The 25,327-nt window shown below is 65.7% G+C and carries 23 protein-coding genes; 9 read left to right on the top strand and 14 right to left on the bottom strand.

The window, feature by feature from the left end:
- The first annotated feature begins 87 nt into the window (after positions 1–87).
- A complete protein-coding gene (locus HAV22_RS15215) occupies positions 88–1,110 on the top strand; it encodes a porin (RefSeq protein ID WP_166859931.1) in 1,023 nt (340 codons plus the stop codon).
- Between the two features lie 467 nt (positions 1,111–1,577).
- On the opposite strand, the gene HAV22_RS15210 is transcribed toward HAV22_RS15215, so the two are convergent.
- On the bottom strand, positions 1,578–2,234 hold the full coding sequence (locus HAV22_RS15210; protein ID WP_166859925.1) for a class I SAM-dependent methyltransferase: 657 nt from the start codon (positions 2,232–2,234) through the stop codon (positions 1,578–1,580).
- Between the two features lies 1 nt (position 2,235).
- Positions 2,236–3,177, bottom strand: coding sequence for a CysB family HTH-type transcriptional regulator (locus HAV22_RS15205; RefSeq protein ID WP_166859923.1), 942 nt, complete (start codon positions 3,175–3,177; stop codon positions 2,236–2,238).
- 160 nt (positions 3,178–3,337) lie between these two features.
- Here HAV22_RS15205 and HAV22_RS15200 point away from each other — a divergent pair, with 160 nt between their 5' ends.
- Genes HAV22_RS15200 through cobA form a run of 6 tightly spaced genes read left to right on the top strand, consistent with a single transcriptional unit; the run spans position 3,338 to position 9,402 of the window.
- The gene (locus tag HAV22_RS15200; protein ID WP_166859920.1) at positions 3,338–5,026 is read left to right on the top strand and encodes a nitrite/sulfite reductase; all 1,689 of its coding nucleotides are present in this window, start codon (positions 3,338–3,340) and stop codon (positions 5,024–5,026) included.
- Positions 5,019–5,597 carry a DUF934 domain-containing protein gene (locus HAV22_RS15195; protein ID WP_166859918.1) on the top strand — a complete coding sequence of 193 codons (579 nt, stop codon included), beginning with the start codon at positions 5,019–5,021 and terminating at the stop codon, positions 5,595–5,597. The genes HAV22_RS15200 and HAV22_RS15195 overlap by 8 nt, the downstream gene beginning before the upstream one ends.
- Positions 5,598–5,616: 19 nt before the next feature.
- Positions 5,617–6,336, top strand: a complete 720-nt coding sequence (locus HAV22_RS15190; RefSeq protein WP_229421249.1) for a phosphoadenylyl-sulfate reductase — start codon at positions 5,617–5,619, stop codon at positions 6,334–6,336.
- Positions 6,337–6,382: 46 nt separating this feature from the next.
- A complete protein-coding gene (gene cysD / locus HAV22_RS15185; protein ID WP_166859914.1) occupies positions 6,383–7,321 on the top strand; it encodes a sulfate adenylyltransferase subunit CysD in 939 nt (312 codons plus the stop codon).
- Positions 7,321–8,661, top strand: coding sequence for a sulfate adenylyltransferase subunit 1 (locus HAV22_RS15180; protein WP_166859913.1), 1,341 nt, complete (start codon positions 7,321–7,323; stop codon positions 8,659–8,661). The genes cysD and HAV22_RS15180 overlap by 1 nt, the downstream gene beginning before the upstream one ends.
- A 21-nt stretch (positions 8,662–8,682) precedes the next feature.
- On the top strand, positions 8,683–9,402 hold the full coding sequence (gene cobA, locus HAV22_RS15175; protein ID WP_166859912.1) for a uroporphyrinogen-III C-methyltransferase: 720 nt from the start codon (positions 8,683–8,685) through the stop codon (positions 9,400–9,402).
- A 76-nt stretch (positions 9,403–9,478) separates the two neighbouring features.
- On the opposite strand, the gene HAV22_RS15170 is transcribed toward cobA, so the two are convergent.
- The 4 genes from HAV22_RS15170 to lptF all read right to left on the bottom strand — a co-directional run bounded on the left by HAV22_RS15170 (position 9,479) and on the right by lptF (position 12,691).
- A complete protein-coding gene (locus HAV22_RS15170) occupies positions 9,479–9,898 on the bottom strand; it encodes a hypothetical protein (protein WP_166859911.1) in 420 nt (139 codons plus the stop codon).
- Between the two features lie 89 nt (positions 9,899–9,987).
- The gene (locus tag HAV22_RS15165; protein WP_166859910.1) at positions 9,988–10,350 is read right to left on the bottom strand and encodes a sirohydrochlorin chelatase; all 363 of its coding nucleotides are present in this window, start codon (positions 10,348–10,350) and stop codon (positions 9,988–9,990) included.
- Positions 10,350–11,534 carry an LPS export ABC transporter permease LptG gene (gene lptG, locus HAV22_RS15160; RefSeq protein ID WP_166859909.1) on the bottom strand — a complete coding sequence of 395 codons (1,185 nt, stop codon included), beginning with the start codon at positions 11,532–11,534 and terminating at the stop codon, positions 10,350–10,352. Before lptG ends, HAV22_RS15165 begins: the two co-directional genes overlap by 1 nt.
- Positions 11,531–12,691 (bottom strand): LPS export ABC transporter permease LptF, encoded by a 1,161-nt coding sequence (lptF, locus tag HAV22_RS15155; RefSeq protein ID WP_166859908.1) that lies wholly within the window; start codon positions 12,689–12,691, stop codon positions 11,531–11,533. The genes lptG and lptF overlap by 4 nt, the downstream gene beginning before the upstream one ends.
- A 112-nt stretch (positions 12,692–12,803) precedes the next feature.
- Here lptF and HAV22_RS15150 point away from each other — a divergent pair, with 112 nt between their 5' ends.
- On the top strand, positions 12,804–14,300 hold the full coding sequence (locus HAV22_RS15150) for a leucyl aminopeptidase (protein WP_166859907.1): 1,497 nt from the start codon (positions 12,804–12,806) through the stop codon (positions 14,298–14,300).
- A 134-nt stretch (positions 14,301–14,434) separates the two neighbouring features.
- Here HAV22_RS15150 and HAV22_RS15145 read toward each other — a convergent pair whose 3' ends face one another.
- The 3 genes from HAV22_RS15145 to HAV22_RS15135 form a co-directional block, all read right to left on the bottom strand.
- Positions 14,435–14,908 (bottom strand): hypothetical protein, encoded by a 474-nt coding sequence (locus HAV22_RS15145; protein WP_166859906.1) that lies wholly within the window; start codon positions 14,906–14,908, stop codon positions 14,435–14,437.
- Between the two features lie 61 nt (positions 14,909–14,969).
- Positions 14,970–15,173 (bottom strand): DUF1653 domain-containing protein, encoded by a 204-nt coding sequence (locus tag HAV22_RS15140; RefSeq protein WP_166859905.1) that lies wholly within the window; start codon positions 15,171–15,173, stop codon positions 14,970–14,972.
- A complete protein-coding gene (locus HAV22_RS15135; protein WP_166859904.1) occupies positions 15,173–15,523 on the bottom strand; it encodes a phiTE_015 family protein in 351 nt (116 codons plus the stop codon). Before HAV22_RS15135 ends, HAV22_RS15140 begins: the two co-directional genes overlap by 1 nt.
- A 430-nt stretch (positions 15,524–15,953) precedes the next feature.
- On the opposite strand from HAV22_RS15135, the gene xth reads away from it, so the two are divergent.
- The gene (gene xth / locus HAV22_RS15130; protein WP_166859903.1) at positions 15,954–16,718 is read left to right on the top strand and encodes an exodeoxyribonuclease III; all 765 of its coding nucleotides are present in this window, start codon (positions 15,954–15,956) and stop codon (positions 16,716–16,718) included.
- Here xth and HAV22_RS15125 read toward each other — a convergent pair.
- The 5 genes from HAV22_RS15125 to prpC form a co-directional block, all read right to left on the bottom strand.
- Entirely contained in the window at positions 16,715–19,579 is a 2,865-nt protein-coding gene (locus HAV22_RS15125) for an EAL domain-containing protein (protein ID WP_166859902.1), read from the bottom strand. The two genes, xth and HAV22_RS15125, sit on opposite strands and share 4 nt — an antisense overlap.
- A gap of 125 nt (positions 19,580–19,704) precedes the next feature.
- Positions 19,705–20,895: a 2-methylaconitate cis-trans isomerase PrpF gene (gene prpF, locus HAV22_RS15120; RefSeq protein ID WP_166859901.1), complete on the bottom strand. Its 1,191-nt coding sequence runs from the start codon at positions 20,893–20,895 to the stop codon at positions 19,705–19,707.
- A 139-nt stretch (positions 20,896–21,034) separates the two neighbouring features.
- Entirely contained in the window at positions 21,035–23,635 is a 2,601-nt protein-coding gene (gene acnD / locus HAV22_RS15115) for a Fe/S-dependent 2-methylisocitrate dehydratase AcnD (protein ID WP_166859900.1), read from the bottom strand.
- Positions 23,632–24,168, bottom strand: coding sequence for a GNAT family N-acetyltransferase (locus HAV22_RS15110; RefSeq protein WP_166859899.1), 537 nt, complete (start codon positions 24,166–24,168; stop codon positions 23,632–23,634). Before HAV22_RS15110 ends, acnD begins: the two co-directional genes overlap by 4 nt.
- The gene (gene prpC / locus HAV22_RS15105) at positions 24,165–25,325 is read right to left on the bottom strand and encodes a bifunctional 2-methylcitrate synthase/citrate synthase (RefSeq protein ID WP_166859898.1); all 1,161 of its coding nucleotides are present in this window, start codon (positions 25,323–25,325) and stop codon (positions 24,165–24,167) included. The genes HAV22_RS15110 and prpC overlap by 4 nt, the downstream gene beginning before the upstream one ends.
- Positions 25,326–25,327 lie beyond the last annotated feature (2 nt).

Genomic DNA, 25,327 nt, shown 5'->3' with positions numbered 1-25,327 from the left:
ACATATCGCTTCGATAAGATTCGTGCCGATCAAGCAAGTGATTACGACATCGCTTGAGTCGAACGATATCTTATTGGAGAAACCTGAATGCAAGTCAAACGCCTGGCCGCCGCCCTGGTGGCGTCCGCCCCGCTGTTCGCCGTAGCCCAGACCAACGTGACGCTGTACGGTGTCGTCGATGCCGCCATCGAGTCCGCCGACGCCGGCGGTCCGGACGGCCGCCACACCAACGTCCAGTCGGGCGACCAGTCGGGCAGCCGCTTCGGCTTCCGTGGTTCGGAAGACCTGGGCAACGGCCTGAAGGCCATCTTCAACCTGGAAGCCGGCGTCGCCGTCGACACGGGCGTGCAGGATTCCGCCGGCCTGTTCCAGCGTCGCGCCGTCGTGGGCCTGGAAGGTGAATTCGGCACCGTGACCCTGGGTCGCGAATATTCGCCGATCGCCACCGTGGCCGGCGCCACCGACGAATTCGGCCAGGGCTTCTACGGCAGCAACCTGTCGGCATTCGGTTCGGGCAAGGTGACCCGCCGCCTGGCCAACTCGATCAACTACAAGAGCGCGTCGTTTGGCGGCTTCGACCTGCTGGCCGCCTACTCGGCCGGCGAGAAGACGACGGGCCCGTCGGGCGACCTGAAGGGCATCGGCGCCGAATACAAGCTGGGTGGCCTGTACCTGGGCGCCGCCTACCACACGTTCAAGCGCGTCTCGACGGGCAACGACAAGGAATACGGCATCGGCGCCGCCTACACGTTCGCGGACGTCGGCGGCCTGGAGATCAAGGCCAACTACCTGTCGGCTGATCCGGATGGCGCGAACAACAAGTTCAAGCAGTACAACCTGGGTGCCGGCTATCCGTTCGGCCAGGGCAAGTTCTACGCCAACGTGCAGCAGAACAAGCTCGAGAACGGCGCCAAGGGCAATGCCTGGGCACTGGCCTACAGCTACTCGCTGTCGAAGCGCACGAACCTGTACGCGTCGTACGCCAGCCTGAACAACAACGGCCTGGCCACGTTCGGCCTGAACTCCGGTTCGAACAACATCACGCCGGCAGCGACGGCGCTGGGTGGCGACCCGTCGGCGTTCACCCTCGGCATTCGTCACACGTTCTAATTACCCGGTGACGAACCGTCGGCACTCACCCCCGGCATCCGTCACACGTTCTTATTACTCGGACATCCGCGTGGGCACGGGGTGCCCACCCTACATGCTTGATTTACCGTTGGATCGGTGGGCACGGGGTGCCCACGCTACATGCCTGATTCACCGTTGGATCGGTGGGCACGGGTTGCCCACCCTACATGCTTGATTTACCGTTGGATCGGTGGGCACGGGGTGCCCACCCTACATGCCTGATTCACCATTGGATCGGTGGGCACGTGGTGCCCACCCTACATGCCTGATTCACCGTTGGATCGGTGGGCACGGGGTGCCCACCCTACATGCCTGATTCACCGTTGGATCGGTGGGCACGGGGTGCCCACCCTACATGCCTGATTCACCGTTGGATCGGTGGGCACGGGGTGCCCACCCTACGCCAGCATCAATTCGTAGGGTGGGCTCCCCGAGCCCACCATGCGTTATTTGAGGCGACAGGTGAGCATCCAGTAATAGGTCAACCGCTCGATCCTGATCTCGCGCACGTCCCCACCCAGCCGCTTGCGCAATGCACTGTCGGCCGGATAATTTTTCGGCAGCTCGAACCGCTCCCCATCCGGCGTCGCGACGATTTCATACGTATTGCCCTGCGCGTCCGTGCGCGCGATCGTCGTGCTGCTGCCCTCGACATAGGCGTCGTCCAGCAGGATCAGCGTGACGTCGTGGCCGAGCCGCGCCCGCAGCAGGGCCAGCAGCGCATCCTGCTCGTCGCGCTTGAGGTGCGACCACCAGAAACCGATGAACACACAGGAAAACGTGCCGAGGTCGTCCGGCAGGTCGAGGCCGTCCACGCGCCGGAACGCGACCTTGCCTTCCGGGAAGCGGCGGGTCTGCGCCCGCTCCAGCATGGCGTCGAGGACGTCGGTCGCCAGCACCTTATCGGCGTTGGCGGCGATCACTTCCGTCCAGTAGCCGGTGCCGCACGCGAGTTCCAGCACGGTCTGCCCGCGTACCAGCTGGGCGAGACGTTCGCGCACGCGCGCGAGGTCGTTGGCGCGTTCGGCACGGGACAGCGCCGCGTCCGCGGCCTGCGTGCTGCTGGCGTAGTAGCGCGCGACCGGATCATTGTTGCGATTCATATCAAAGCTCGTAGTTCTCGCTGGTGCCGCGCATGGCCGATTCGACCATCTTGCGATTGAGCGTCGGCGCCAGCAATTCGATGAAAGTATAGATGTAGCTGCGCAGATAGGCGCCCTGCTTCACGGCCACGCGCGACACGTTCATGCCGAACAGATGGCCCACGGGGATCGCGCGCAGGTTGCGGTCGCGGTCGTGGTCGAAGGCCATGCCGGCGATGATGCCGATGCCCATGCCCAGTTCAACGTACGTCTTGATGACGTCGGCGTCGATGGCTTCCAGCAGCACGTCCGGCTTGAGGTTGCGCAATTCGAACGCGTGGTCGATCTTGCTGCGGCCCGCGAACGCGGCATCGTACGTGATCAAGGGATAGCCGGCGATCTCTTCCAGCGAAATGGCCTTCGATTTCGTCAGCGGATGCTCGGGCGGCAGGACGAGGACGTGCTCCCACTGGTAGCACGGCAAGGTGATGAGGCCGTCGACGGCCGCGATGGATTCCGTCGCGATGGCGAGGTCGGCCTGGTCGTTCTTGACCATGTCGGCGATCTGGCGCGGATTGCCTTGCAATAAAGACAATCGAACCTTCGGGAAGCGCTGCATGAACGCCTGCACGACCTTGGGCAGCATGTAGCGCGCCTGGGTGTGCGTCGTCGCGATCGTGAAGCTGCCGCTGTCCTGGGCCGCGTATTCCTTGCCAATGCGCTTGAGGCTGTCGATCTCCTGCATGATCAGCTCGACCGAATGCAGGACGAGGCGGCCGGGCTCCGTCAGGCCCCGGATGCGCTTGCCGTGGCGGGTGAAGATGTCGACGCCGAGCTCTTCCTCCAGTTCGATGATCGCTTTCGACACCCCGGGTTGCGACGTGAACAAGGCCTTGGCGGCGTCGGTCAGGTTGTAGTTTTGGCGAACCGCTTCGCGCACGAAACGTAGTTGGTGTAGGTTCATTGCCCTTATCTTGTCAATCCGATCCCGCATTTTACAAGGATGCTTATACCGCAGGCTCATATAAGCAAATAAATTCTCCGTCGTTTGGAATATAGCTGGTTTTTATTAATATTCGGGATAGTTTGGGTCAGGATTGGCCCGCCCCTAAGGAATCTTGCCCATGTACCGTTACGACCAATACGACCATCTCATCGTACGTGAACGCATCGCCCAGTACCGCGACCAGGTACGGCGCCGTCTCGCCGACGAGCTGACCGAAGAAGAATTCCTGCCGCTGCGCTTGCAGAATGGCCTGTACATGCAGCGCCATGCCTACATGCTGCGCATCGCCGTGCCGTACGGCCTGCTGTCGACGGCGCAGATGCGCATGTTCGCGCACATCGCGCGCAAGTACGACCGCGGCTACGGCCACTTCACGACGCGCCAGAACATCCAGTTCAACTGGATCGAACTGGAGCAGACGCCGGACATCCTGACGGACCTGGCTTCCGTCGAGATGCACGCGATCCAGACGTCGGGCAATTGCATTCGTAACACCACGACGGACGAGTACGCCGGCGTCGCCGCGGACGAGATCGTCGATGTGCGCCCTTACGCCGAGATCATCCGCCAGTGGAGCACGTTCCACCCCGAATTCATCGCCCTGCCCCGCAAGTTCAAGATCGCGATCAACGGCGCCGTGGAAGACCGCGCCGCCATCGCCGTGCACGACATCGGCCTGACCGCGGTGCTCAACGACGCCGGCGAAGTGGGCTTCAAGTTCATGGTCGGTGGCGGCCTGGGCCGTACCCCGATCATCGGCAGCGTGATCAACGACTTCGTGCCCTGGCAGCACCTGCTGACGTACACGGAAGCGATCATGCGCGTGTACAACCAGTTCGGCCGCCGCGACAACAAGTACAAGGCCCGCATCAAGATCCTCGTGAAAGCCGTGGGCGCCGAGGAATTCGCGCGCATGGTCGAGGCGGAATTCGCCGACCTGAAGGACGGCCCGGAAACGCTGACCCGCGAGGAAGTCGAACGCGTGGCCCAGTGGTTCAATCCGAAGCCCTACCTCACCTTGCCGAACATCGACCCGCGCGCCGAGCACGCGGGCGACAAGGCATTCGCCAACTGGCTGCAGCGCAACGTCAAGCCGCACAAGGTGCCGGGCTATGCGTCCGTCGTGCTGTCGCTGAAGAAGACGGGCGTGCCGCCGGGCGACGCGACCGCGGAGCAGATGGACTTCGTGGCCGACCTGGCCGACAAGTACAGCTTCAACGAACTGCGCGTGACGCACGAACAGAACCTCGTGCTGGCCGACGTCGAGCAAGCCAAACTGTTCGAAGTGTGGCAGCAGGCCAAGGCGCGCGGTCTCGCGACGCCGAACATCGGCCTGTTGACGGACATGATCTCGTGCCCGGGCGGCGATTACTGCTCGCTGGCGAACGCGAAGTCGATCCCGATCGCGGCCGCCATCGCGGAGCGTTTCGACAACCTCGACTTCCAGCACGACATCGGCGACATCGAACTGAACATCTCGGGCTGCATCAACGCCTGCGGCCACCACCACGTGGGCCATATCGGCGTGCTGGGCGTGGACAAGGACGGCGCCGAGTGGTACCAGGTGTCGATCGGCGGTGCCCAGGGCAACGAGTCCGCCATCGGCAAGATCATCGGCCCGTCGTTCTCGGCACCGCAGATGCCGGAAGTCATCGGCCGCCTGCTGGAGGTCTATGTGAAGAACCGCGTCGACGGCGAACGCTTCGTCGACGTGGCGCAGCGCCTCGGCGTCGCGCCGTTCAAGGAACATGTTTATGCCACGCCGATCCCGGCCGGCGCACTGGTTGGGGAAGACGAATATGCCTAATTTCGAATTGCACGCGCACAAGCAGATCATCAAGCACCGCGAAGTGGTGGCTGACGACTGGAGCGTCCTGAAAGTCGTCGAAGACGGCACCCCGGAAACCGTCGAGGTCCCGGCCGGCAAAATCATCGTCCCCGTGAAAGTGTGGCTGGCGCAGCGCGAGCAGCTGCTGGCCCGCGCCGCGCGCCGCGAACTGGGCATCTGGTTCGCGTCGGACGAGCTGGCGCACACCGTGAAGGACGACCTCGACAAGTTCGCCGTCGTCGCCGTCGACTTCCCGAAGTTTTCCGATGGCCGCGGCTATTCGATCGCGTACAACCTGCGCAAGCGCCTCGGCTACCAGGGCGAGCTGCGCGCCATCGGCGACGTGCTGCGCGACCAGCTGTTCCAGATGGTCCGTTGCGGCTTCAACGCCTATGCGACGCGCGAAGACCGCAACATCCACGATGCGCTGAAAGGCCTGACGGTGTTCTCGGAAACGTACCAGGCATCCGTCGACAACGAACTGCCGCTGTTCCGCCGCCATGCGCGCGGCGCGCTGCCCGAGCACAGCGACGTCGGCGCCGGCATCTGACGAGCACACAAGGAAACCCATGAGCGACCTGAACGCGCGGGTGAATGAAACCCGCGGCATCCTGGAGCGCATCGCGCGCGATTTTTCACCCGCCGTGTTCGCGTCCAGCCTGGCGGCCGAGGACATGGTCCTCACCGACCTGATCCTCAAGGCCGGCCTGCCGATCACGATCTTCTCGCTGGAGACGGGGCGCCTGCACAAGGAAACGCTGGCCATGTTCGACAAGGTCAAGGCCCACTACGGCTACGACATCGTCGTGATGCGCCCGAAGCAGGAACTCGTCGACGAGTACGTCGCGAAGAACGGCCTGAACGCGTTCTACGACAGCGTCGAGATGCGCAAGGGCTGCTGCTACGTGCGCAAGGTCGAGCCGCTGGGCCGCGCCCTCGCCGGCAACAAGGCCTGGATCACCGGACAGCGCCGCGCGCAGTCGACGACGCGCCTAGAGCTGCCCGTGCAGGAAGACGATGCGGCGCACGGCATGGCCAAGTTCAATCCGCTGGCCGACTGGAGCGAGGACGACGTCTGGACGTATATCCGCGACAACAACGTGCCGTACAATGACCTGCACGATCGCGGCTACCCGTCGATCGGCTGCGAACCCTGCACCCGTGCGATCCAGCCGGGCGAGGACGTGCGCGCCGGCCGCTGGTGGTGGGAAAACGCCGACTCCAAGGAATGCGGCCTGCATCTCGTCGACGGCAAGCTCATCCGAATCAAATCCGTGGCCCCGGCCTAATGACCGAACACCGGCCCCATCAAGACATCGACAGGCAAAGTTAAACATGACGATTTTTTCCGATACGCCGCTCGCCCTCAGTGACGTGAACGCGCGCCACCTGGACGCACTCGAATCCGAAGCCATCCACATCCTGCGCGAGGTCGCGGCGGAGTGCTCGAACCCTGCCCTGCTGTTCTCCGGCGGCAAAGACTCCGTGGTGCTGCTGCGCCTGGCCGAGAAGGCGTTCCGCCCGGGCAAATTCCCGTTCCCCCTCGTGCACATCGACACGGGCCACAACTTCGATGAAGTGATCGCCTTCCGCGACGCGCGCGTGGCCGAACTCGGCGAGCGCCTGATCGTCGGCTCCGTCGAGGACTCGATCAAGAAGGGCACCGTCCGCCTGCGCAATCCGCAGACGGATTCGCGCAACGCCGCGCAAGCCGTCACCCTGCTGGAAACGATCGCCGAATACGGCTTCGACGCCTGCATCGGCGGCGCCCGCCGCGACGAGGAAAAGGCACGCGCGAAAGAGCGCATCTTCTCGTTCCGCGACGAATTCGGCCAGTGGGACCCGAAAGCCCAGCGTCCGGAACTGTGGGACCTGTATAACACCCGCGTGCATCCGGGCGAAAACATGCGCGTGTTCCCGATCTCGAACTGGACCGAACTCGACGTCTGGCAATACATCGCCCGCGAAAAACTCGCGCTGCCGCCGATCTATTTCGCGCACGAGCGCCAGGTGATCCCGCGCAATGGCCTGCTCGTGCCGCTGACGCCGCTGACGCCGGCCCGCGACGGCGAGGAAGTCGAGACCCGCGTCGTCCGCTTCCGTACCGTCGGCGACATCTCGTGCACGTGCCCCGTCGCATCGGATGCATCGACTGTCGACGCCATCATCGCCGAGACGGCGATCACCCAGATCACCGAGCGCGGCGCGACCCGCATGGACGACCAGACGTCGGAAGCCTCGATGGAAAAGCGCAAGAAACAAGGATATTTCTGATGAACGCCCTGAACGAACAACTCAACCACGACAACGACCAGAGCGGCCAGGCCGGCCTGCTGCGCTTCATCACCGCCGGCTCCGTCGACGACGGCAAGAGCACCCTGATCGGCCGCCTGCTGTTCGACAGCAAGGGCATCTTCGCCGACCAGCTCGCGGCCGTGTCGCGTTCGAAGCACAAGCGTACCGTGGGCGACACGATCGATCTGTCGCTGCTGACGGACGGCCTGGAAGCGGAGCGCGAGCAAGGCATCACGATCGACGTCGCGTACCGCTATTTCGCCACGCCGAAACGCAAGTTCATCATCGCCGACACCCCGGGCCACGAGCAGTACACCCGCAACATGGTGACGGGCGCGTCGACCGCGGACGCCGTCATCATTCTCGTCGACGTGTCGAAGGTGAAGCTCGGTGACGACGGCAGCGTCGAACTGCTGGTGCAGACGAAGCGCCACTCGACCATCGCCAAGCTGCTGCAGATCGAGCACGTGATCGTCGCCGTCAACAAGATGGACCTCGTGAACTACGACCGCACCGTGTACGACCGCATCGTCGCGGAATACACGAAGTTCGCGGACACGCTGGGCCTGAAGGACATCACGGCGATCCCGCTGTCGGCACTCGCGGGCGACAACGTCGTCGAGCGCGGCGACAACATGCCGTGGTACGAAGGCCCCACGTTGATCGAGCTGCTCGAAGGTTTGAGCGTCTACGACGAGACCCACGCCGCCCCGTTCCGCTTCCCCGTGCAGCTGGTCGCGCGCCACAACGGCCACGAGGCGAACGACTTCCGCGGCTACATGGGGCGCATCGAGTCGGGCAAGGTCGCCGTCGGCGACAAGCTCGTCGTGCAGCCGTCCGGCCACAGCGCGACCGTGAAGGACATCCTCACGTTCGACGGCCCCCTGCAGCAGGCCGTCGCCGGCCAGTCCGTCACGATCACGTTGAACGAATACGTGGACATCTCGCGCGGCGACGTGCTGGCCCCGGCCGAGCAGCCAGCCACCTTGCTGAAGCAGGTGAAGGCGGACGTCTGCTGGATGGCCGACGAGCCCCTGGACGTGCGCCACAAGTACTGGATCAAGCACGGCACGCGCCAGACGATGGCCAAGGTGAAAGCGATCGAGTCCATCCTGGACGTCAACACGCAGCAGCGTCGCACCGTCGACAACCCGGCCGAAGGCCTGAAGTTGAACGACATCGCCCGGATCGAACTGGCCGTGCAACAACCGCTGGCGGCCGACGCCTACGATGCGATCCGCGCAACGGGCGCCTTCATCCTGATCGATGAAGTTACCCATCAAACGGTCGCTGCGGGTATGATCCGTATTGACGCGTAACGAACGATAGAAAGGGATCGCATGGCTGTACTGGGGAAGGTTTATTTGATTGGAGCCGGACCCGGCGCTGCAGATCTCATCACCGTTCGCGGAGCGCGCCTGCTCGGGGAGGCGGAGGCCGTGCTGTACGACGCCCTCGTCACCCCGGAGATGCTCGCGCTGTGCGAGCAGGCCGAGTTGATCCCTGTCGGCAAGCGCTCCGGCCAGCGGTCGACGGCGCAAACCGTCATCAATGAAAAACTCGTCGATGCCGCGCGCCGCTACCAGCGCGTCGTGCGGTTGAAAGGCGGCGACCCGATGCTGTTCGGGCGCGCCGACGAGGAACTCCGCGCGCTCGAGGAAGCGGGTATCGAGGTCGAAGTCGTCCCCGGCATCACGACGGCCGTCGCCGCGGCGGCTGCCACCTTGCAGCCGCTGACGAAGCGCGGCGTCGCGCGCAGCGTCGCCTTCTTCACGTCCAGTACCGCCCCTGACCAGCCGGACCATCCCGCGCTGCCGGAAACCGATACGTTGGTGCAGTACATGGGGGGCCGCGAAGCGGCGGCCACCGCGGAACGCCTGCTGGCCGAAGGCCGCCGGCCCGACCTGCCCGTCGTCGTCGTGGAAAACTGCAGCCGCGCCGACCAGCGCGTGCGCCGCCTCACGCTGGCCGACCTCGCGCATGGACTCGACGTCGCGCACGGCCCCGTGCTCGTCATGATCGGCGAGGCGATGGCGCATCGCCCGCACCAATCGGTCTGACGTAGGGTGGGCACCCCTGTGCCCACGCGAACGTCAATGTGACGCGAACGTTACGCGTGGGCACGGGGTGCCCACCCTACCGCTCCGCCTCCAGCTCGGCCTCCAGGCGCTGCGCTGCGGCGTGCGTGTCGACGGCGATGCGGTTCAGGCGCGCCAGCGCCATCGCCAGCCGCTCGCCGCTCTCTCCGCCGCATTCCTCCGCATACCACAGCGCGAGATCGCAGCGCATCTGCGACAGTTCGCCACGCAAGCCCACGAGCATGCGGCGCAGGCTGCCGTCGGCGTCGGGCCTGGGCGGCGCCCCCTCGCCCAGCAGATGGTCGCGCATGGACGCGATGCGCGCCTGCATGTGCTGCATGCGGCGCGCCAGCCGGTCGAGGCGGCGCGCGCAGCGCCACTCCACGAACGGACGGGGCCCCGGCACCAGGCGCAGGGGATCGAGCGCGCGCAGGCACGCGCGCAGGCGGACGGACAACGGTACGGGTTTGCTGGACATGGCTGGATCGTAAGCGTCAGTAACGGACATCCGACCAGTCTCGGCGCCGCGGGCATCCGCGGGCCTGATGTACAACAAACTCAGGTCACTCAGGCGCCCGCGCAATAGGCGGCCATGGCGGCCAGCACGCCCGGATCTTCGCCGACGGCCGGCACCGTGGCGAACGTCACGTGCGGATGGCTCGCGCGCAGTTGGTCGAGCAGCAGCGGCAGGTCGCGCAGCAGATGGCCGCCCTGCCCCAGGAACACGGGGACGATGGTGACGTCGCGCGCGCCCAGCGCCACGAGGGCGTTCACTTCGTCGGGCAGGCTGGGCGTCATCAGTTCGAGGAACGCCAGCGACACGGTGCAATCGGGGCGGCGCGCCGCCGTGAGGTCGCGCAGGCGCTGGAACGGCGCGGCCCAGCTGGCAGCGCGCGCGCCGTGCGCGAACAGGACGAGTGCTTTTTCCATCAATGTCTCTCCACCCAGCGCAGGGCGACGATTGCCAGCAGCAGGAACAGCAGGCTGGGCGCGGCCGCCGTCAGGAACGCGGGCCAGGTCGACAACATGCCCACGTGCGAGAACAGCGAGTTAATCAAGAGGAAGCTCACGCCGATCATGATGCCGATGAAGATCTTCAGGCTCACGCCGCCGCTGCGCGTGTGCAGGTAGCCGAACGGCAGCGCGAGCGCCATCAGCACGAAGATCGACAGCGGGTCGATCAGCTTCTTCCAGAACGCGATCTTGAAGCGCTCCGTCTCCTGGCGGTTCTCGGCCAGGTGGCGCGTGTACACGGCCAGTTCGTTGGCCGACATCTGGGCCGGGTCGGAGCGCGACACGGACAGGATCTTCGGCGTGATCTCGGAGACGAGGTCGAGGCTCGCGACCTTGCGCGTGGAGACGGACGCCGTGTCCTGGCCGAAGCGGCTCTGGATGGTCTGACCGGCCGCCAGGGGCGTGTCCGGCGCGGGCAGTTCGCGGCTGTTCGTGAACAGCGTCTCGGTCACGTCGTTCAGGCGCCACGTGCCGTTGCCGCTGAACGTGGCGTTGGCCGCGGTGATCAGCGAGCGCATGCGCATGCTGTTGTCGAACTCGTACAGCCGCACGTCGATCAGCTGGCCGTCCGGACGGATCTGGCGCGCGTTGAAGAAGCGCGAGCCCGTCACGGGGCCTTTCGCGCCGCCCGCGTGCACGGTGTCCTTCGTCCACATGCCAGACCGGAATTCGGCCGACACCGTCGCGCCCTTCGCGGACAGGCGCACGCGCTCCGCGATGGGCGCCGTGCGCGGCGTGATCACTTCGCCGAACAGGAACGTGAGCGCGACGAACACGAGACCGATCTTCGCGAGGATCAGGGCGGCCTGCTGCGTGGACATCGACGACGCCCGCATGATGGTGAATTCCGAGCTTTGCGCGAACTGCGCCATCGTGTAGATGGTGCCGATCAGCGCCGCCACCGGCATCACTTCGTACACGTGGCCGGGGACGAGCAGCAGCACGTACAGGATCGCGTGCTGGATCATGTAGCCGCCCTTGCCGACCGACGGAAGCTCCTGGGTCAGGTCCATGAACGCGATCAGGCCGAGCAGGCCCACGAGGACGAAGACGACCGCCTGCGCGATGTTGACGAGGAAGTAGCGCTGCAGGATCTTCATTGCGCGCCCTCCTGCGTGGCGGCGGCGGTTGCGCCGCTGCGCAGCAGCCGGCGGCGCTTGAATGCGCCCAGCAGCGCGAGCGGATGCCAGCGGTGGTTCACGTTCAGGCGCCACGCGAACAAGCCGGCGACGACGAGCAGCGCGAACACGTGCAGCGGCCACCAGGCCACGCCGAAGTTCATCTTGCCCTGCTTGACGCTGGCCTCGAACAGTTTCGACAGATTGCTGTACGTGAAAAAGATCAGCAGCGCGAGGATCAGGTTCGCGGAACTGCCCGCGCGCGGGTTGACGAAGCCGAGCGGAATCGCCAGCAGCATCAGCACGACGCAGGTGATCGGCGCGGAAATCCGGTACAGCAGTTCCGCGTTCGTGTAGCGGTTGTCGGGCAGCGCCAGCAGCGCGGGCGTGGACAGCGCGTCGGCCGGCGTCTCGGACCCCATCACGGGCACCGAGCTGGAGACGCGCATGCGGTAGCGATCGAACTCCATCGACTGGAAATCGGCGCGCCCGGGCTGCCCCTGGTAGCGCCGGCCGTTCTTCAGCACGAGATATTGCCCCCCCTTGCCGTCCGGCTCGATCACGCCTTCCTTGGCGACGACGATCGAGTTGCCGTCCTTGTCGACGGTATTCACGAACACGTTCTGCACGACGGTCGATCCGCCCGTGCTGCCTTCGACGAAGAACACGCGGTTGGTCGACGTCGATTCGCGGAACTGGCCGGGCGACACGCGCTTCAAGTCTTCGCGCTTCTCGAAGCGCTCGACGAATTCCGCGCTCTTCATCTTGGCCCACGGCGTCGCGACGAACGACAGCACGGCCACGAGCGCGACGAGCGGCAACCCGAACACGAGCACGGGGCTTACCCAGCGCAGCAGCGACTGGCCGGACGCGAACCAGACGACCATCTCGGAATCGCGGTAGCTGCGCGTGACGGTGACGATGACGGCGATAAAGCTGGTAAGGATGAGGATTGTTGGCAGATAATTCAGCACCGAAAAGCCGATCAGCGCCAACACGTCGCTCGAGGCGACCTTGCCTCCCGCGGCCTTGCCGAGGATGGAGATCAGGGTCCAGGTAACGAAGATCGTAAACAGGACCGTGAAGGTGGCGCCGGCCACGCTGGCCAATTCACGCTGTAGGGCGCGTTTGAAAATCATTCGATCGTTATAATTGCAGGTTTGAAGGAACCCCAGGGAACCGTCACGAGCGGGTGCCGTGTGGGAGGTTCCTCGGACAGCACGCGCGTCAAAACTCGAAACGGAGAATCAAATGGACTTTAGCATAAAAGCATTCGACACAAAAAACACGCTGGCCGCAGCCAAATCGGGCTGTGTGGCAGTCGCGGTGTTCGAAAACAAGAAACTGTCGGAGGCGGCGAAAGCCCTCGATCTGAACGGCGACATCGGCGCCGCCGTCAAGTCGGGTGACATCTCCGGCAAGCCCGGCTCCACCCTGCTGCTGCGCGGCGTGGGCGGCGTGGCCGCGGCCCGCGTGCTGCTGGTCGGCATGGGTGCGGACGAAGCCATTACCGAGAAAAGTTTTGCCGGCGCCGTCTCCGCTGCCCTGAAAACCTTCGCTTCGCTGGGCGCGCAAGATGCCATTATCGCATTCCCGCTGGAGAATGTGAAAGCGCGCGACTTGAACTGGGCCCTGCGCAGCATCGTCCTCGCCGCCAACGAAGGCGAGTTCCGCACCGATGCGCAAAAGAGCAAGAAGGACCCCGCCCCGACTGGTGTGCGCAAGCTCGCGATCGCCGTACCCGCGGCCACGCCGCAACTGAAGGCGACGCTGGCCCAGGCCCAGGCCATCGCCAACGGCATGAACCTGACGAAGGAACTGGGCAACCTCTCGCCGAACGTCTGCACGCCGACCTATCTCGCGAACACGGCGAGGAAGCTCGCGGGCGACTTCGGCTTCGACGTCGAAGTCCTGGACCGCAAGCAGCTGGAAGCCCTCAAGATGGGCAGCTTCCTGTCCGTCACGCGCGGCAGCGAGGAGCCGCCGAAGTTCATCGTCCTGAAGCACAACGGCGGCAAGAAGAACGACGCGCCCGTCGTCCTCGTCGGCAAGGGCATCACGTTCGACACGGGCGGCATCTCGCTGAAGCCGGGCGCGAACATGGACGAGATGAAGTACGACATGTGCGGCGCAGGTTCCGTGCTGGGCACCTTCCGCGCCATCGGCGAGATGGGCCTCAAGCTGAACGTCGTCGGCATCGTCGCCGCCTGCGAGAACATGCCGTCGGGCCGCGCCACCAAGCCGGGCGACATCGTCACGGCGATGAACGGCACCACGATCGAGATCCTGAATACGGACGCGGAAGGCCGCCTGATCCTGGCCGACGCGCTGACGTACGCCGAGCGCTTCAAGCCGGCCGCCGTCGTCGACATCGCGACCTTGACGGGCGCCTGCATCGTCGCCCTGGGCCACCACACGTCGGGCCTGTTCACGCGCCACGACGACGCGCACGACGCGCTCGCCGACGAACTGCTCGACGCGGGCAAGCAGGCAGGCGACGTGGCCTGGCGCTTCCCCATCGGCGAGAACTACAGCGAGCAGCTGAAGTCGAACTTCGCCGACCTGGCCAATATCGGCACGCCGGGCGGCGCGTCGATCACGGCCGCATGCTTCCTGGAGAACTTCACGCGCAACTACACGTGGGCCCACCTGGACATCGCGGGTACGGCGTGGAAATCGGGTGCCGCCAAGGGTGCCACCGGACGTCCGGTGCCCCTGCTGACGACGTTCCTGTTGAACCGCGTATAAGACCCGTAGGGTGGGCGCCCTGTGCCCACGCGGACGCGGGCGCACTGCAAACGTTCGCGTGGGCACAGGGGTGCCCACCCTACCTCGCGCACATGTGCTAACGGATGCCTCGGCATCCGTTTTTTATTGTGCGCTCAGAAGACGACGTTGCCGTTCTCGCCGGACGCCCCCGGCGTCCCCGCCGCGGCGGGCGCCGGATGCATCAGCACCGTCAACGTGGACTGGTAGGCGACCCCGGACCCGTCGTTCGCGTTGATGTAGGGCGCGCCGCCGGCGCTGACGATGATGTTGCCGATCAGCCGGTCGCTGTCGAAAAACGACGTGGCATGCGCGACGGCGACCTCGCGTGCGTCGCCCGTGCCCGCGCGCGCGCAATCGATCGTCAGCGGGCTGCGGCTGCGCTCGACCGTGACCCGTCCCGGCGCCACGACGAACCAGCGCCCCGCCGCGTTGGACAGCACGCAGCCCACGCCCGCCACTTCGCGGTGGTCGAGGATCGTGTGGACTTCCAGCTGCTGGGTGGGCGTCTCGCCCATCGTCGTCACGCAGCCGCTCGTGGCGGCCGCCAGCGCGACGGCGCAGGCGGTACGGAAATAAGGATTGGACATGTCTTCACCGATAAAGCATACCTGTCCGTTTACGGCGGCAATCGGCAAGACATGAGTGACACTAGGCGGGTTCGGCCGACACGAGGGGCGCGAAGCGCGGCAGGCATGCGCCGCCCACGTCGACGAACCCGAAAAACGCGTCGCGCGGGCGGACCCAGGTCTTGCCGTCCTCCCCGCGATACACGACGACGGCCGTGTGGTCCGCCTCGAGGACGGCCTCGCAGACCACCTCGTACACCCCGCCCTTGTAGTGGCGGTAGCGCATCAAGCCTTTTCTTCGGCTGCCGCGCGGTTCTTCTTCTTGAGGCTCTGGATGACCTTGACGATGCCTTCGACGCCGGCGTTGTCGTCGAGTTCGCTGAACGCATCCAGCACCTCGTTGAGTACGCGATTGCGCACGCTCGCCTCGTCGGCCTGCATCTTCTGCGGCTGGTTCTCCGACGGCGCGAATTTCTGCGGCGCCTCGGCCGCGGCTTTCTGTCCGTGGGCCAGCGCGGCCTGCCAGATCAACCAGCGGCGCTGGGTTTCGTACACGAGGTACTCTTCCGGCTTGTCTTCACGACGCCGGACAATGTGGCCATCGCGTTGGGCCCATGCTTCAAATGCTTGGCGCATTGTTGTCCTTTACAAAGCTGTGTGCAAATCCTGCTCTCGGGATCCGCGATCGTTACACACCTGCCAAAGGCCGGCCGCTCGACCGACCACGGCAACCCTCTCTCAATGCAACGGATTGCTGTTGAATTCTTGGTTCCTGAGCAATATGCTAATAGTACAACCAAAGTTGGCCTACTGCAATTTTTTTCTTTTGAGAAGGAGACGATACGGAAATGTCCCCTGTCTTGCTGTGATTGTTACATCTTGTCACAGTTACGCGAAACTTTCCAGCGTCGTTACGAATTTTTACTCCACGGACAATAATTTTACGACATGTTTGTTGCAACTAGCACAAATAATTCCAATTGTGTGATGGCTTAGCGAGCCAAGACGTGTTGCAAGAATGGCTCACAGCCACGATACTGCCCGGATTGTGTAACCAGACATCCTCATGAAAATCGCAACCTGGAACGTCAACTCGCTGAAAGTACGCCTGCCGCACCTGCTCCAGTGGCTCGCCGCCAACCCCGTCGACGTACTGTGCCTCCAGGAGACCAAACTCACGGACGACAAGTTCCCCGTGGCCGAGATCAACGCGGCCGGCTACGAGGTCGTGTTCAGCGGCCAGAAGACGTATAACGGCGTGGCGATCCTGTCGCGCCTGCCGCTCGCGGACGTCGTGCGCAACAATCCGTACTACCAGGACGAGCAGCAGCGCCTGATCGCAGCGACGGTCGACGGCGTGCGCATCATCTGCGCCTACGTGCCGAACGGCCAGGCCGTCGGCTCCGACAAGTATGCGTACAAGCTGGGGTGGTTCGACGCGCTGCGCAAGTGGGTCGGCGAGGAATTGAATATCCACGAGCAGTTCGCGATCCTGGGCGACTACAACATCGCCCCTGAGGACCGCGACGTGCACGATCCGGAACTGTGGGCCGGCCAGATCCACTGCTCCGATCTCGAGCGCGAGGCGCTGCGCGAACTGTGCGGCCTGGGCCTCGTCGACGCGTTCCGCCTGTTCGAGCAGCCCGAGAAGCAGTACAGCTGGTGGGACTATCGCCAGATGGCGTTCCGCCGCAACCGCGGCCTGCGCATCGACCACATCCTGCTGTCGCAGGCGCTGGCCAAGCGCTGCGAGGCGTGCGTCATCGACCGCGAACCGCGCAAGTGGGAGCAGCCGTCGGACCACACGCCGGTGATCGCGACGATCGTTTAATCCGGTTTTTGCAGCAGGGCCGGGATGGCCTCTGCATCCACCGGCCGCGCGAACAGATAGCCCTGCGCAAACTCGCACCCGGCGCGCCGCAGCAGCGCCAGCTGGGCCTCGTTCTCGACGCCCTCGGCCACGACGGCCATCTGCAGGCTCCCGGCCAGTGCCATGACCGCGGCGACGATGGCCTGGTCTTCGCTGCTCGTCTCCAGGTCGCGCACGAACGCGCGGTCGATCTTGATCTTGCGGACCGGGAAGCGCTTCAGGTACGCGAGGCTCGAATATCCGGTGCCGAAGTCGTCGATCGACAGGCGGATGCCCATGCTGTATATCTGGCCCAGCGTCTCCAGCGTCTGGCCGCCATGCTGCATCAGTGCCGTCTCCGTGATCTCGAATTCCAGGAGGCCGGGGTCGATGCCCGTGTCGTCGACGATCGTGCGGATGGCCTGCATCAGGCCCCGGTGCACGAACTGGCGCGCCGACAAGTTGACGGCGAGCGGCAGCGCCGGCAGGCCCGCGCGCTGCCACGCCATCGACTGCTCGCACGCGCGCCGGATCACCCATTCGCCCACCGGCACGATCAACCCGTTCTCTTCCAGGATCGGAATGAAGTCGTCCGGCGCGACGAGGCCCTGCTCCGGATGGCGCCAGCGCAGCAGCACTTCGAGGCCCTGCACGCGGCCGTCCTGCGTGCCGACGATGGGCTGGTAGAACAGCACGAATTCCTCGCGCTGCAGCGCGCCGCGCAAATGCGTCTCCAGCTCGAAATGGCGCGCGGCCGCCGCGTTCATCGGCTCGGCGTAGAACTGGTAGTTGTTGCGGCCGGCCGCCTTCGCGTAATACATGGCGGCGTCGGCCTTGCGCATCAGGCTCGCGACGTCCTGGCCGTCGTCCGGGTACAGGCAGATGCCGATCGACGGCGAGATGTGCAGGTCGCGGCCCTCGAAGTCGACGGGCGCCGCCAGCGCCTCGATGATCTTGTCGCCCACGGCGCCGCACTCCTCGGCCGCGTGCACGCCCGGCACCAGCACGACGAATTCGTCGCCGCCGAGACGCGCGACGGTGTCGCTCGCGCGCACGACGCGGCACAGGCGCCACGCCACTTCCTTCAGCAGGTGGTCGCCGGCCGCGTGGCCCAGCGAATCGTTGATCGTCTTGAAGCGGTCCAGGTCGATGAACAGCAGCGCGAGCTTGAGGCGTTCGCGCCGCGCCGCCAGCAACGCGCGATCGAGGCGGTCGGACAGCAGCGCGCGGTTCGGCAGGCCCGTGAGCGCGTCGTGGTACGCCATGTGGTGCACGCGCGCCTCGGCCTGGCGCCGCTCGACGATCTCGGCCTGCAGCTCCGCCGTGCGTTCCTGCACGCGCACTTCGAGCTCGTCGCGCGCGCGCCGCAACGCGTCCGCGGCCTCGCGCTGCGCCGTCACGTCGTCGATCAGCCAGACGCTGCGCCCGCCCCGGTCCGCCATGTCGAACGGCCGGCCCGACAGACGCGCCCAGAAACGCGTGCCGTCGCGCCGCGCGAGTTCATACTCCGCCATGTGCACGTGCCCCGCCTCGAAGTCGCGCCGGGTCTCGTCGCGCGCGCGCTGCCAGCCCGCGTCATCGGGATACAGGTCGCGCACGGGCAGGCCCTCGATGGTGCCGTTATGGTGGCCGAACAGCTCTTCCATCTTGCGGTTGCAATGGAGTGTTCGGCCGTTCTCGACGACGGCGATGCCCAGCACCGCGTTGTCGAGGATCGCCTGGTTTTCCAGCAGCGCGTTGCGCAGCGATTCCTCGGCCGCCTTCTCGCCCGTGCGGTCCTCGATCATCCAGACCATCGTGCCCGTGCCCAGCTCCTCCGGATTGACGGCATAGCCGATCAGGTTCACCCACATCGGCGTGCCGTTCCTGTGCACCATCGTCGTCTCGGTCTTGAACGAGCCGCCCGTGCGCAGCACGCCGTATGCCCTGCGGCCCATGTCGACGAACGCGTCGTCGTCCGCGTACAGCACGCGCGTCGGCTGGCCCAGCACCTCGCCGGGCCCGTAGCCGAACATCGCGCCGAAGCAGTCGTTGTAGCGCGTGATGATGCGCTCGCGCGTGAAGAAGATGCCGATCGACGCATTCGTCATGATCGCCTGGATTTCCGTCAGCGCCTGGCGCGCCTCCGTGACGTCTTCCACGATCCACACGGTGCCGGCCTCGCGCGCGCTCATGTCGACGGCCTTGGCGCGGATGCGGCACCAGATCGTGCTGCCGTCGCGACGGCGCAGCGGCACCTCGTTCTTCTCGAACAGGCTGCCCGTCGTCAGCACGAGGACGGCTTCGCCGATGAACGCCTCATACAGGGCGTGCGTGGCGAAGACCTTGGCCGGGCTGTGGTTGACCAGTTCTTCCGGCGTGTAGCCGAGCATCCCGGCCATGCGTGGATTGCAGGACTTGACGAGGTCGGGCAACGTGACGGCGATGCCCACCGGCGCATGCTCCACGACGGCGGCCTGTTCCAGCAGGCGTCCGCGCAACGCGGCCTGGCCGTCGCCGAACGTGACCACGTCGCCGAACACGAAGATTGCGCCCGCGCCAGCGGCCGCGGGCAGCGGCTTCGCGCGCACTTCGACGGGGCGGCCGCGCAGGCCACGGTCGACAAGGCCGTCCCAGCGCCGCTCGCCGGCCAGCGACAGGCGGATCTCGACCGCCATCGCGGCCGCCGTGTGTGCGCAAAACAGCGACACCAGCGGGCGCCCGTCGACGGCGCAGCCGGCCAGCTCGACGAGCGCCGCGTTCGCGGCCCAGATCCTGCCTTCGCCGTCGCAGGCGCAGGCCGGCGCCGCGATCAATGCCAGTGCCTCGGCCACCAAGGCCGGTGTGTTCGTTCCCCGATCCATCCCTCTTCCCGGCTAGCCTGTTGACAAGGCTCTTTGTCGATTTTTGGGTGGATCATAGCTGAAAATGTTCGTAATTTATCGTTCGGAAACACTAAATTCAGCGGATGACGCTAGGCAACAACGGTTCAGAACGCGTCGCCCGGCACGCGTACCCATCCTTCCATCAAGACTCTGCTGCTCCGGCTCATCACTGCCTTCGTGACGACCCAGTCGCCGCCCTCCTGACGCGCCTCGGCACCCACGCGCAGCACGCCGGACGGATGCCCGAAGCGCACGGCCTCGTGCGCGCGCCCGCCTGCGGCGAGGCTCACGAGCGTGCCCGGAATCGCGGCCGCCGTGCCGATGGCGACGGCCGCCGTCCCCATCATCGCGTGGTGCAGCTTGCCCATCGACAGGGCGCGCACGAGCAGGTCGGTGTCGTCCGCCTCCACGCGCTTGCCGCTCGACGCGACGTAGCCCGCGGGTGGCGCGACGAACGCGACTTTCGGCGTGTGCTGGCGCCGCGCCGCCTCCTCCACGTGGGCGATGAGGCCCATGCGCATGGCGCCGTACGCGCGGATCGTCTCGAACATCGCCAGCGCCTTCGGGTCGCCGTTGATGGCGTCCTGCAGCTCCGCGCCCGTGTAGCCGATGTCGGCCGCATTGACGAAGACGGTCGGGATGCCCGCGTTGATCAGCGTCGCTTTGAGCGTCCCGACACCGGGCACCTCGAGGTCGTCGACCAGGTTCCCGGTCGGGAACATCGCACCGCCGCCGTCGCCCTCCTCGGCCGCCGGGTCCATGAATTCCAGTTGCACTTCGGCGGCGGGGAACGTGACGCCGTCCAGCTCGAAGTCGCCGGTCTCCTGCACCTGGCCGTTCGTGACGGGCACGTGGGCGACGATCGTCTTGTTGATGTTGGCCTGCCAGATGCGCACGGTGACGATGCCGTTGTCCGGGATGCGCGCGGGATCGATGAAGCCGTTGGCGATGGCGTACGGCCCCACCGCGGCCGACAGGTTGCCGCAGTTGCCGCTCCAGTCGACGAACGGCTTGTCGATGCCGACCTGGCCGAACAGGTAGTCGACGTCATGGCCGGGCCGCGTGCCGGGCGCCACGATGACGGTCTTGCTCGTGCTGGACGTGGCGCCGCCCATGCCGTCGATGTGCTTGGCGTACGGGTCGGGGCTGCCGATCACGCGCAGCAGCAGCTTGTCGCGCGCCTCGCCGGGGACTTGCGCCGCTTGCGGCAGGTCCTGCAGGCGGAAGAAGACGCCTTTGCTCGTCCCGCCGCGCATGTAGACGGCGGGGATCTTGATTTGGGGTGCGTGGGCCATTGTATTAACCTGAATCTGTCATGGAATGACGTAGGGTGGGCTCCCCGAGCCCACGCGAAAGTTGGCTCAGAGCTGCCGTCACGCGTGGGCACAGGGTGCCCACCCTACGGTATCAACCTCGATCGTAAAAATCACGTCGTTATGCGGCGACCTTCGAGGAGGCGAGGAAGTCCTGCGCGAATCGCTGTAGAACCCCACCCGCCTCGTAGATCGACACTTCCTCGGCCGTATCGAGACGGCACGTCACGGGCACCTCGACGGTGTCGCCATCGCGCCGATGGATCACGAGCGTCAAAGTCGCGCGCGGCGTGCGCTCGCCCACCACGTCGAACGTCTCCGTGCCGTCGAGCCCCAGGGTGAGGCGCGTGGTGCCCGGCTGGAATTCCAGCGGCAGCACGCCCATGCCGACGAGGTTCGTGCGGTGGATGCGCTCGAACCCTTCGGCCACGATCGCTTCCACCCCCGCGAGGCGCACGCCTTTCGCGGCCCAGTCGCGCGACGAGCCCTGGCCGTAGTCGGCACCCGCGATCACGATCAGCGGCTGCTTGCGCTCCATGTACGTCTCGATCGCTTCCCACATGCGCGTGACCGTGCCGTCCGGCTCGATGCGCGCGAGCGAACCGGCGCGCACGCTGCCGTCCGCATTGCGCACCATCTCGTTCTTCAGCGTCGGATTCGCGAACGTGGCGCGCTGCGCCGTCAGGTGGTCACCGCGGTGCGTCGCATACGAATTGAAGTCTTCTTCCGGCAGGCCCATCTTCGCGAGGTATTCGCCCGCGGCGCTGTCGGCCATGATCGCGTTCGACGGCGACAAATGGTCCGTCGTGATGTTGTCGCCCAACACCGCCAGCGGCCGCATGCCCGTCAACGCACGCTCCCCGGCGAGCGCGCCTTCCCAGTACGGCGGGCGGCGGATGTAGGTGCTCATGGGGCGCCAGTCGTACAGCGGCGAGACCGCGTCGCCACCCCCGTCGCGGCGCGCGAACATGATGTCGTAGACCTTGCGGAACTGCTGCGGCTTCACGGCGCGCTCGACGACGGCATCGATCTCCGCGTCGCTCGGCCAGATGTCGGCCAGGCGCACAGGCTTGCCATCGGCATCGACACCCAGCACGTCCTTCTCGATGTCGAAGCGGATCGTGCCCGCGATCGCGTACGCGACGACGAGCGCCGGCGACGCGAGGAACGCCTGCTTCGCGTACGGGTGGATGCGGCCGTCGAAATTGCGGTTGCCCGACAGGACCGCCGTCGCGTACAGGTCGCGGTCGATGATCTCCTGCTGGATCGCCGGGTCCAATGCGCCAGACATGCCGTTGCAGGTCGTGCAGGCGAAGGCGACGACGCCGAAGCCCAGTTTCTCCAGCTCCGGCAGCAGCCCCGCTTCGTCCAGGTACAGCGGCACGGCCTTGGAACCCGGCGCGAACGACGACTTCACCCACGGCTTGCGCGCGAGCCCGCGCGCGTTCGCGTTGCGCGCGAGGAGGCCCGCCGCGACCACGTTGCGCGGGTTGTTCGTGTTCGTGCAGCTCGTGATCGCGGCGATGATGACGGCGCCGTCGGGCATCTTGCCCGGCTCGTTCTCCACGACGCCCGTGATGCCGTGCTGCGCCAGTTCCGACGTGGCCACGCGCTTGTGCGGATTCGACGGACCGGCGATGTTGCGCACGACGGAGGACAGGTCGAAGCGGAGCGTGCGTTCATACTGCACGTTCGAAAGCGTGTCGGCCCACAGGCCCGTTTCCTTCGCATACAGCTCGACCAGTTTCACGAGCTCGTCGTCGCGTCCGGTCAACTTCAGGTACTTGATGGTCTGTTCGTCGATGGCGAACATCGCGGCGGTGGCACCGTATTCGGGCGCCATGTTGGAGATCGTCGCGCGGTCGCCCAACGTGAGGTTCGCGGCGCCTTCTCCGAAGAACTCGAGGTAGGCGGACACCACTTTCGACTTGCGCAGGAATTCCGTCAGCGCCAGCACGATGTCGGTCGCGGTGATGCCCGGTTGCGGCTTTCCCGTCAGTTCGACGCCGACGATGTCCGGCAGGCGCATGTACGAGGCGCGGCCCAGCATCACGCTTTCCGCTTCCAGGCCGCCGACGCCAATCGCGATGACGCCGAGCGCATCGACCATCGGCGTGTGCGAATCGGTGCCGACGAGCGTATCCGGAAACGCAACGCCGTCCTTCACCTGCACGACGGGGCTCATGCGCTCCAGGTTGATCTGGTGGAGAATGCCGTTCCCCGGCGGGATCACGTCGACGTTCTCGAATGCCTTCTTCGTCCATTCGATGAAGTGGAAGCGGTCTTCGTTGCGGCGGTCCTCGATGGCGCGGTTCTTCGCGAAGGCGTCCGGATCGAAGCCGCCGCATTCGACGGCGAGCGAGTGGTCGACGACGAGCTGCGTCGGCACGACCGGATTCACGAGTGCCGGGTTGCCGCCCTCCTTGGCGATGGCGTCGCGCAGGCCGGCCAGGTCGACGAGCGCCGTCTGGCCAAGGATGTCGTGGCACACGACGCGCGCGGGGTACCACGGGAAATCGAGGTCGCGGCGACGTTCGATGAGCTGCTTCAGCGACGGCACGAGCGCGACGGGGTCGCAGCGGCGCACGAGGTTTTCGGCCAGCACGCGCGACGTGTAGGGGAGCCCGTCCCAGGCGCCCGGCTGGATGTCGTCGACGGCGGCGCGCGCGTCGAAGTAATGCAGATCCGTCCCGTGCAGGGGTTTGCGATATTGACTATTCATGGCGTTGCCTGTGAAACGAGAGAGAGGTGCAGGTGGTGCAGCGCACGGTACCCGCCCTCGTGGTAAATGGCGTCCGGCTCGACGCCGAAGGATTGGAAGCCGAAAGCGTCGTACAGCCGCCGCGCGGGCACGTTGCCGTCGATGAGCTTCAACGTGAGCCGGCGCACGTGGCCGAGCGAGCGTGCGTGTTCGATCAGGTGGGCCGTCAGCAGGCGCCCCACGCCGGCGCGCTGGTGGCTGCGCGCCACCATCAGGCTGCTCAGCATCGCCGAATGGTGCAGCCGGCTGCCCTTCTTCGCGCACAGGCAGATGACGCCGGCGAGCACGTCGCCGTCGAACGCGCCGAACCACGTGTAGTCCGGTCGCGCCAGCCGGTCGGCATGCCAGGCTTCCGATTGCGCGAGCGCGTCTTCGTAGGCGGGGCCATGCGCGAACTGGAAGTCGCGCAGGTTTTCCAGGCGCAGGGCGCGGTACGCCGCGGTGTCCGCGGCGCCGAGGGGACGGATGTGGATGCCGCCGGCGTCCATCTTCATTTGCGGTCGGCCAGCGGTACGAACTGCAGGTCTTCCGGGCCGACGTAGTTTGCGCTCGGGCGGATGATCTTGTTGTCGATGCGCTGTTCGATGACGTGCGCCGACCAGCCGGACGTGCGCGAGATGACGAACAGCGGCGTGAACATCGCGGTCGGCACGCCCATCATGTGGTACGAGACGGCCGAGAACCAGTCGAGGTTCGGGAACATCTTCTTGACTTCCCACATGACGGATTCGAGGCGCTCGGCGATGTCGAACATCTTCATCGAGCCTGCTTCTTGCGACAGCGTGCGCGCCACTTCCTTGATCACCTTGTTGCGCGGATCGGAGATCGTGTAGACGGGGTGGCCGAAGCCGATCACGACTTCCTTGTTCGCCACGCGGTTGCGGATGTCCGCCTCCGCCTCGTCCGCGTTCTCGTAGCGCTTCTGGATGTCGAATGCCGCTTCGTTGGCGCCGCCGTGCTTCGGACCGCGCAGCGCGCCGATCGCGCCCGTGATGGCGGAATAGATGTCGGAACCCGTGCCGGCGATGACGCGGCCCGTGAAGGTGGACGCGTTGAACTCGTGTTCCGCGTACAGGATCAGCGACGTGTGCATCGCTTTCACCCACTCTTCGGACGGCTTCACGCCGTGCAGCAGGTGCAGGAAGTGGCCGCCGATCGAATCGTCGTCCGTCTCGACGTCGATGCGCTTCCCGTTATGGCTGTAGTGGTACCAGTACAGCAGCATCGAACCGAACGACGCCATCAGGCGGTCGGCGATGTCGCGCGCACCCGCGATGTTGTGGTCGTCCTTTTCCGGCAGCACGCAGCCCAGTACCGAGACGCCCGTGCGCATCACGTCCATCGGATGCGCACCGGCCGGCAGCGCTTCCAGCGCGGCCTTCACCGCGTGCGGCAGGCCGCGCAGCGATTTCAGCTTCGCCTTGTAGCCGCGCAGCTCCGCGTCGTTCGGCAGCTTGCCGTGCACGAGCAGGTAGGCGATTTCCTCGAACTCGCTGTTGTCGGCGACGTCCAGGATGTCGTAGCCGCGGTAATGCAGGTCGTTGCCGGAGCGGCCCACGGAGCACAGCGCCGTGTTGCCGGCGGCGACGCCGGACAGGGCGACGGATTTCTTCGGTTTGAACGCAGGCGTGTCGGTCTTCACATCGGTCATCT

Origin of the sequence: Telluria antibiotica (assembly GCF_011682055.1) — a bacterium.
GTDB lineage: Bacteria > Pseudomonadota > Gammaproteobacteria > Burkholderiales > Burkholderiaceae_D > Telluria > Telluria antibiotica.
This window is presented reverse-complemented; position numbering and strand designations above follow the sequence as displayed.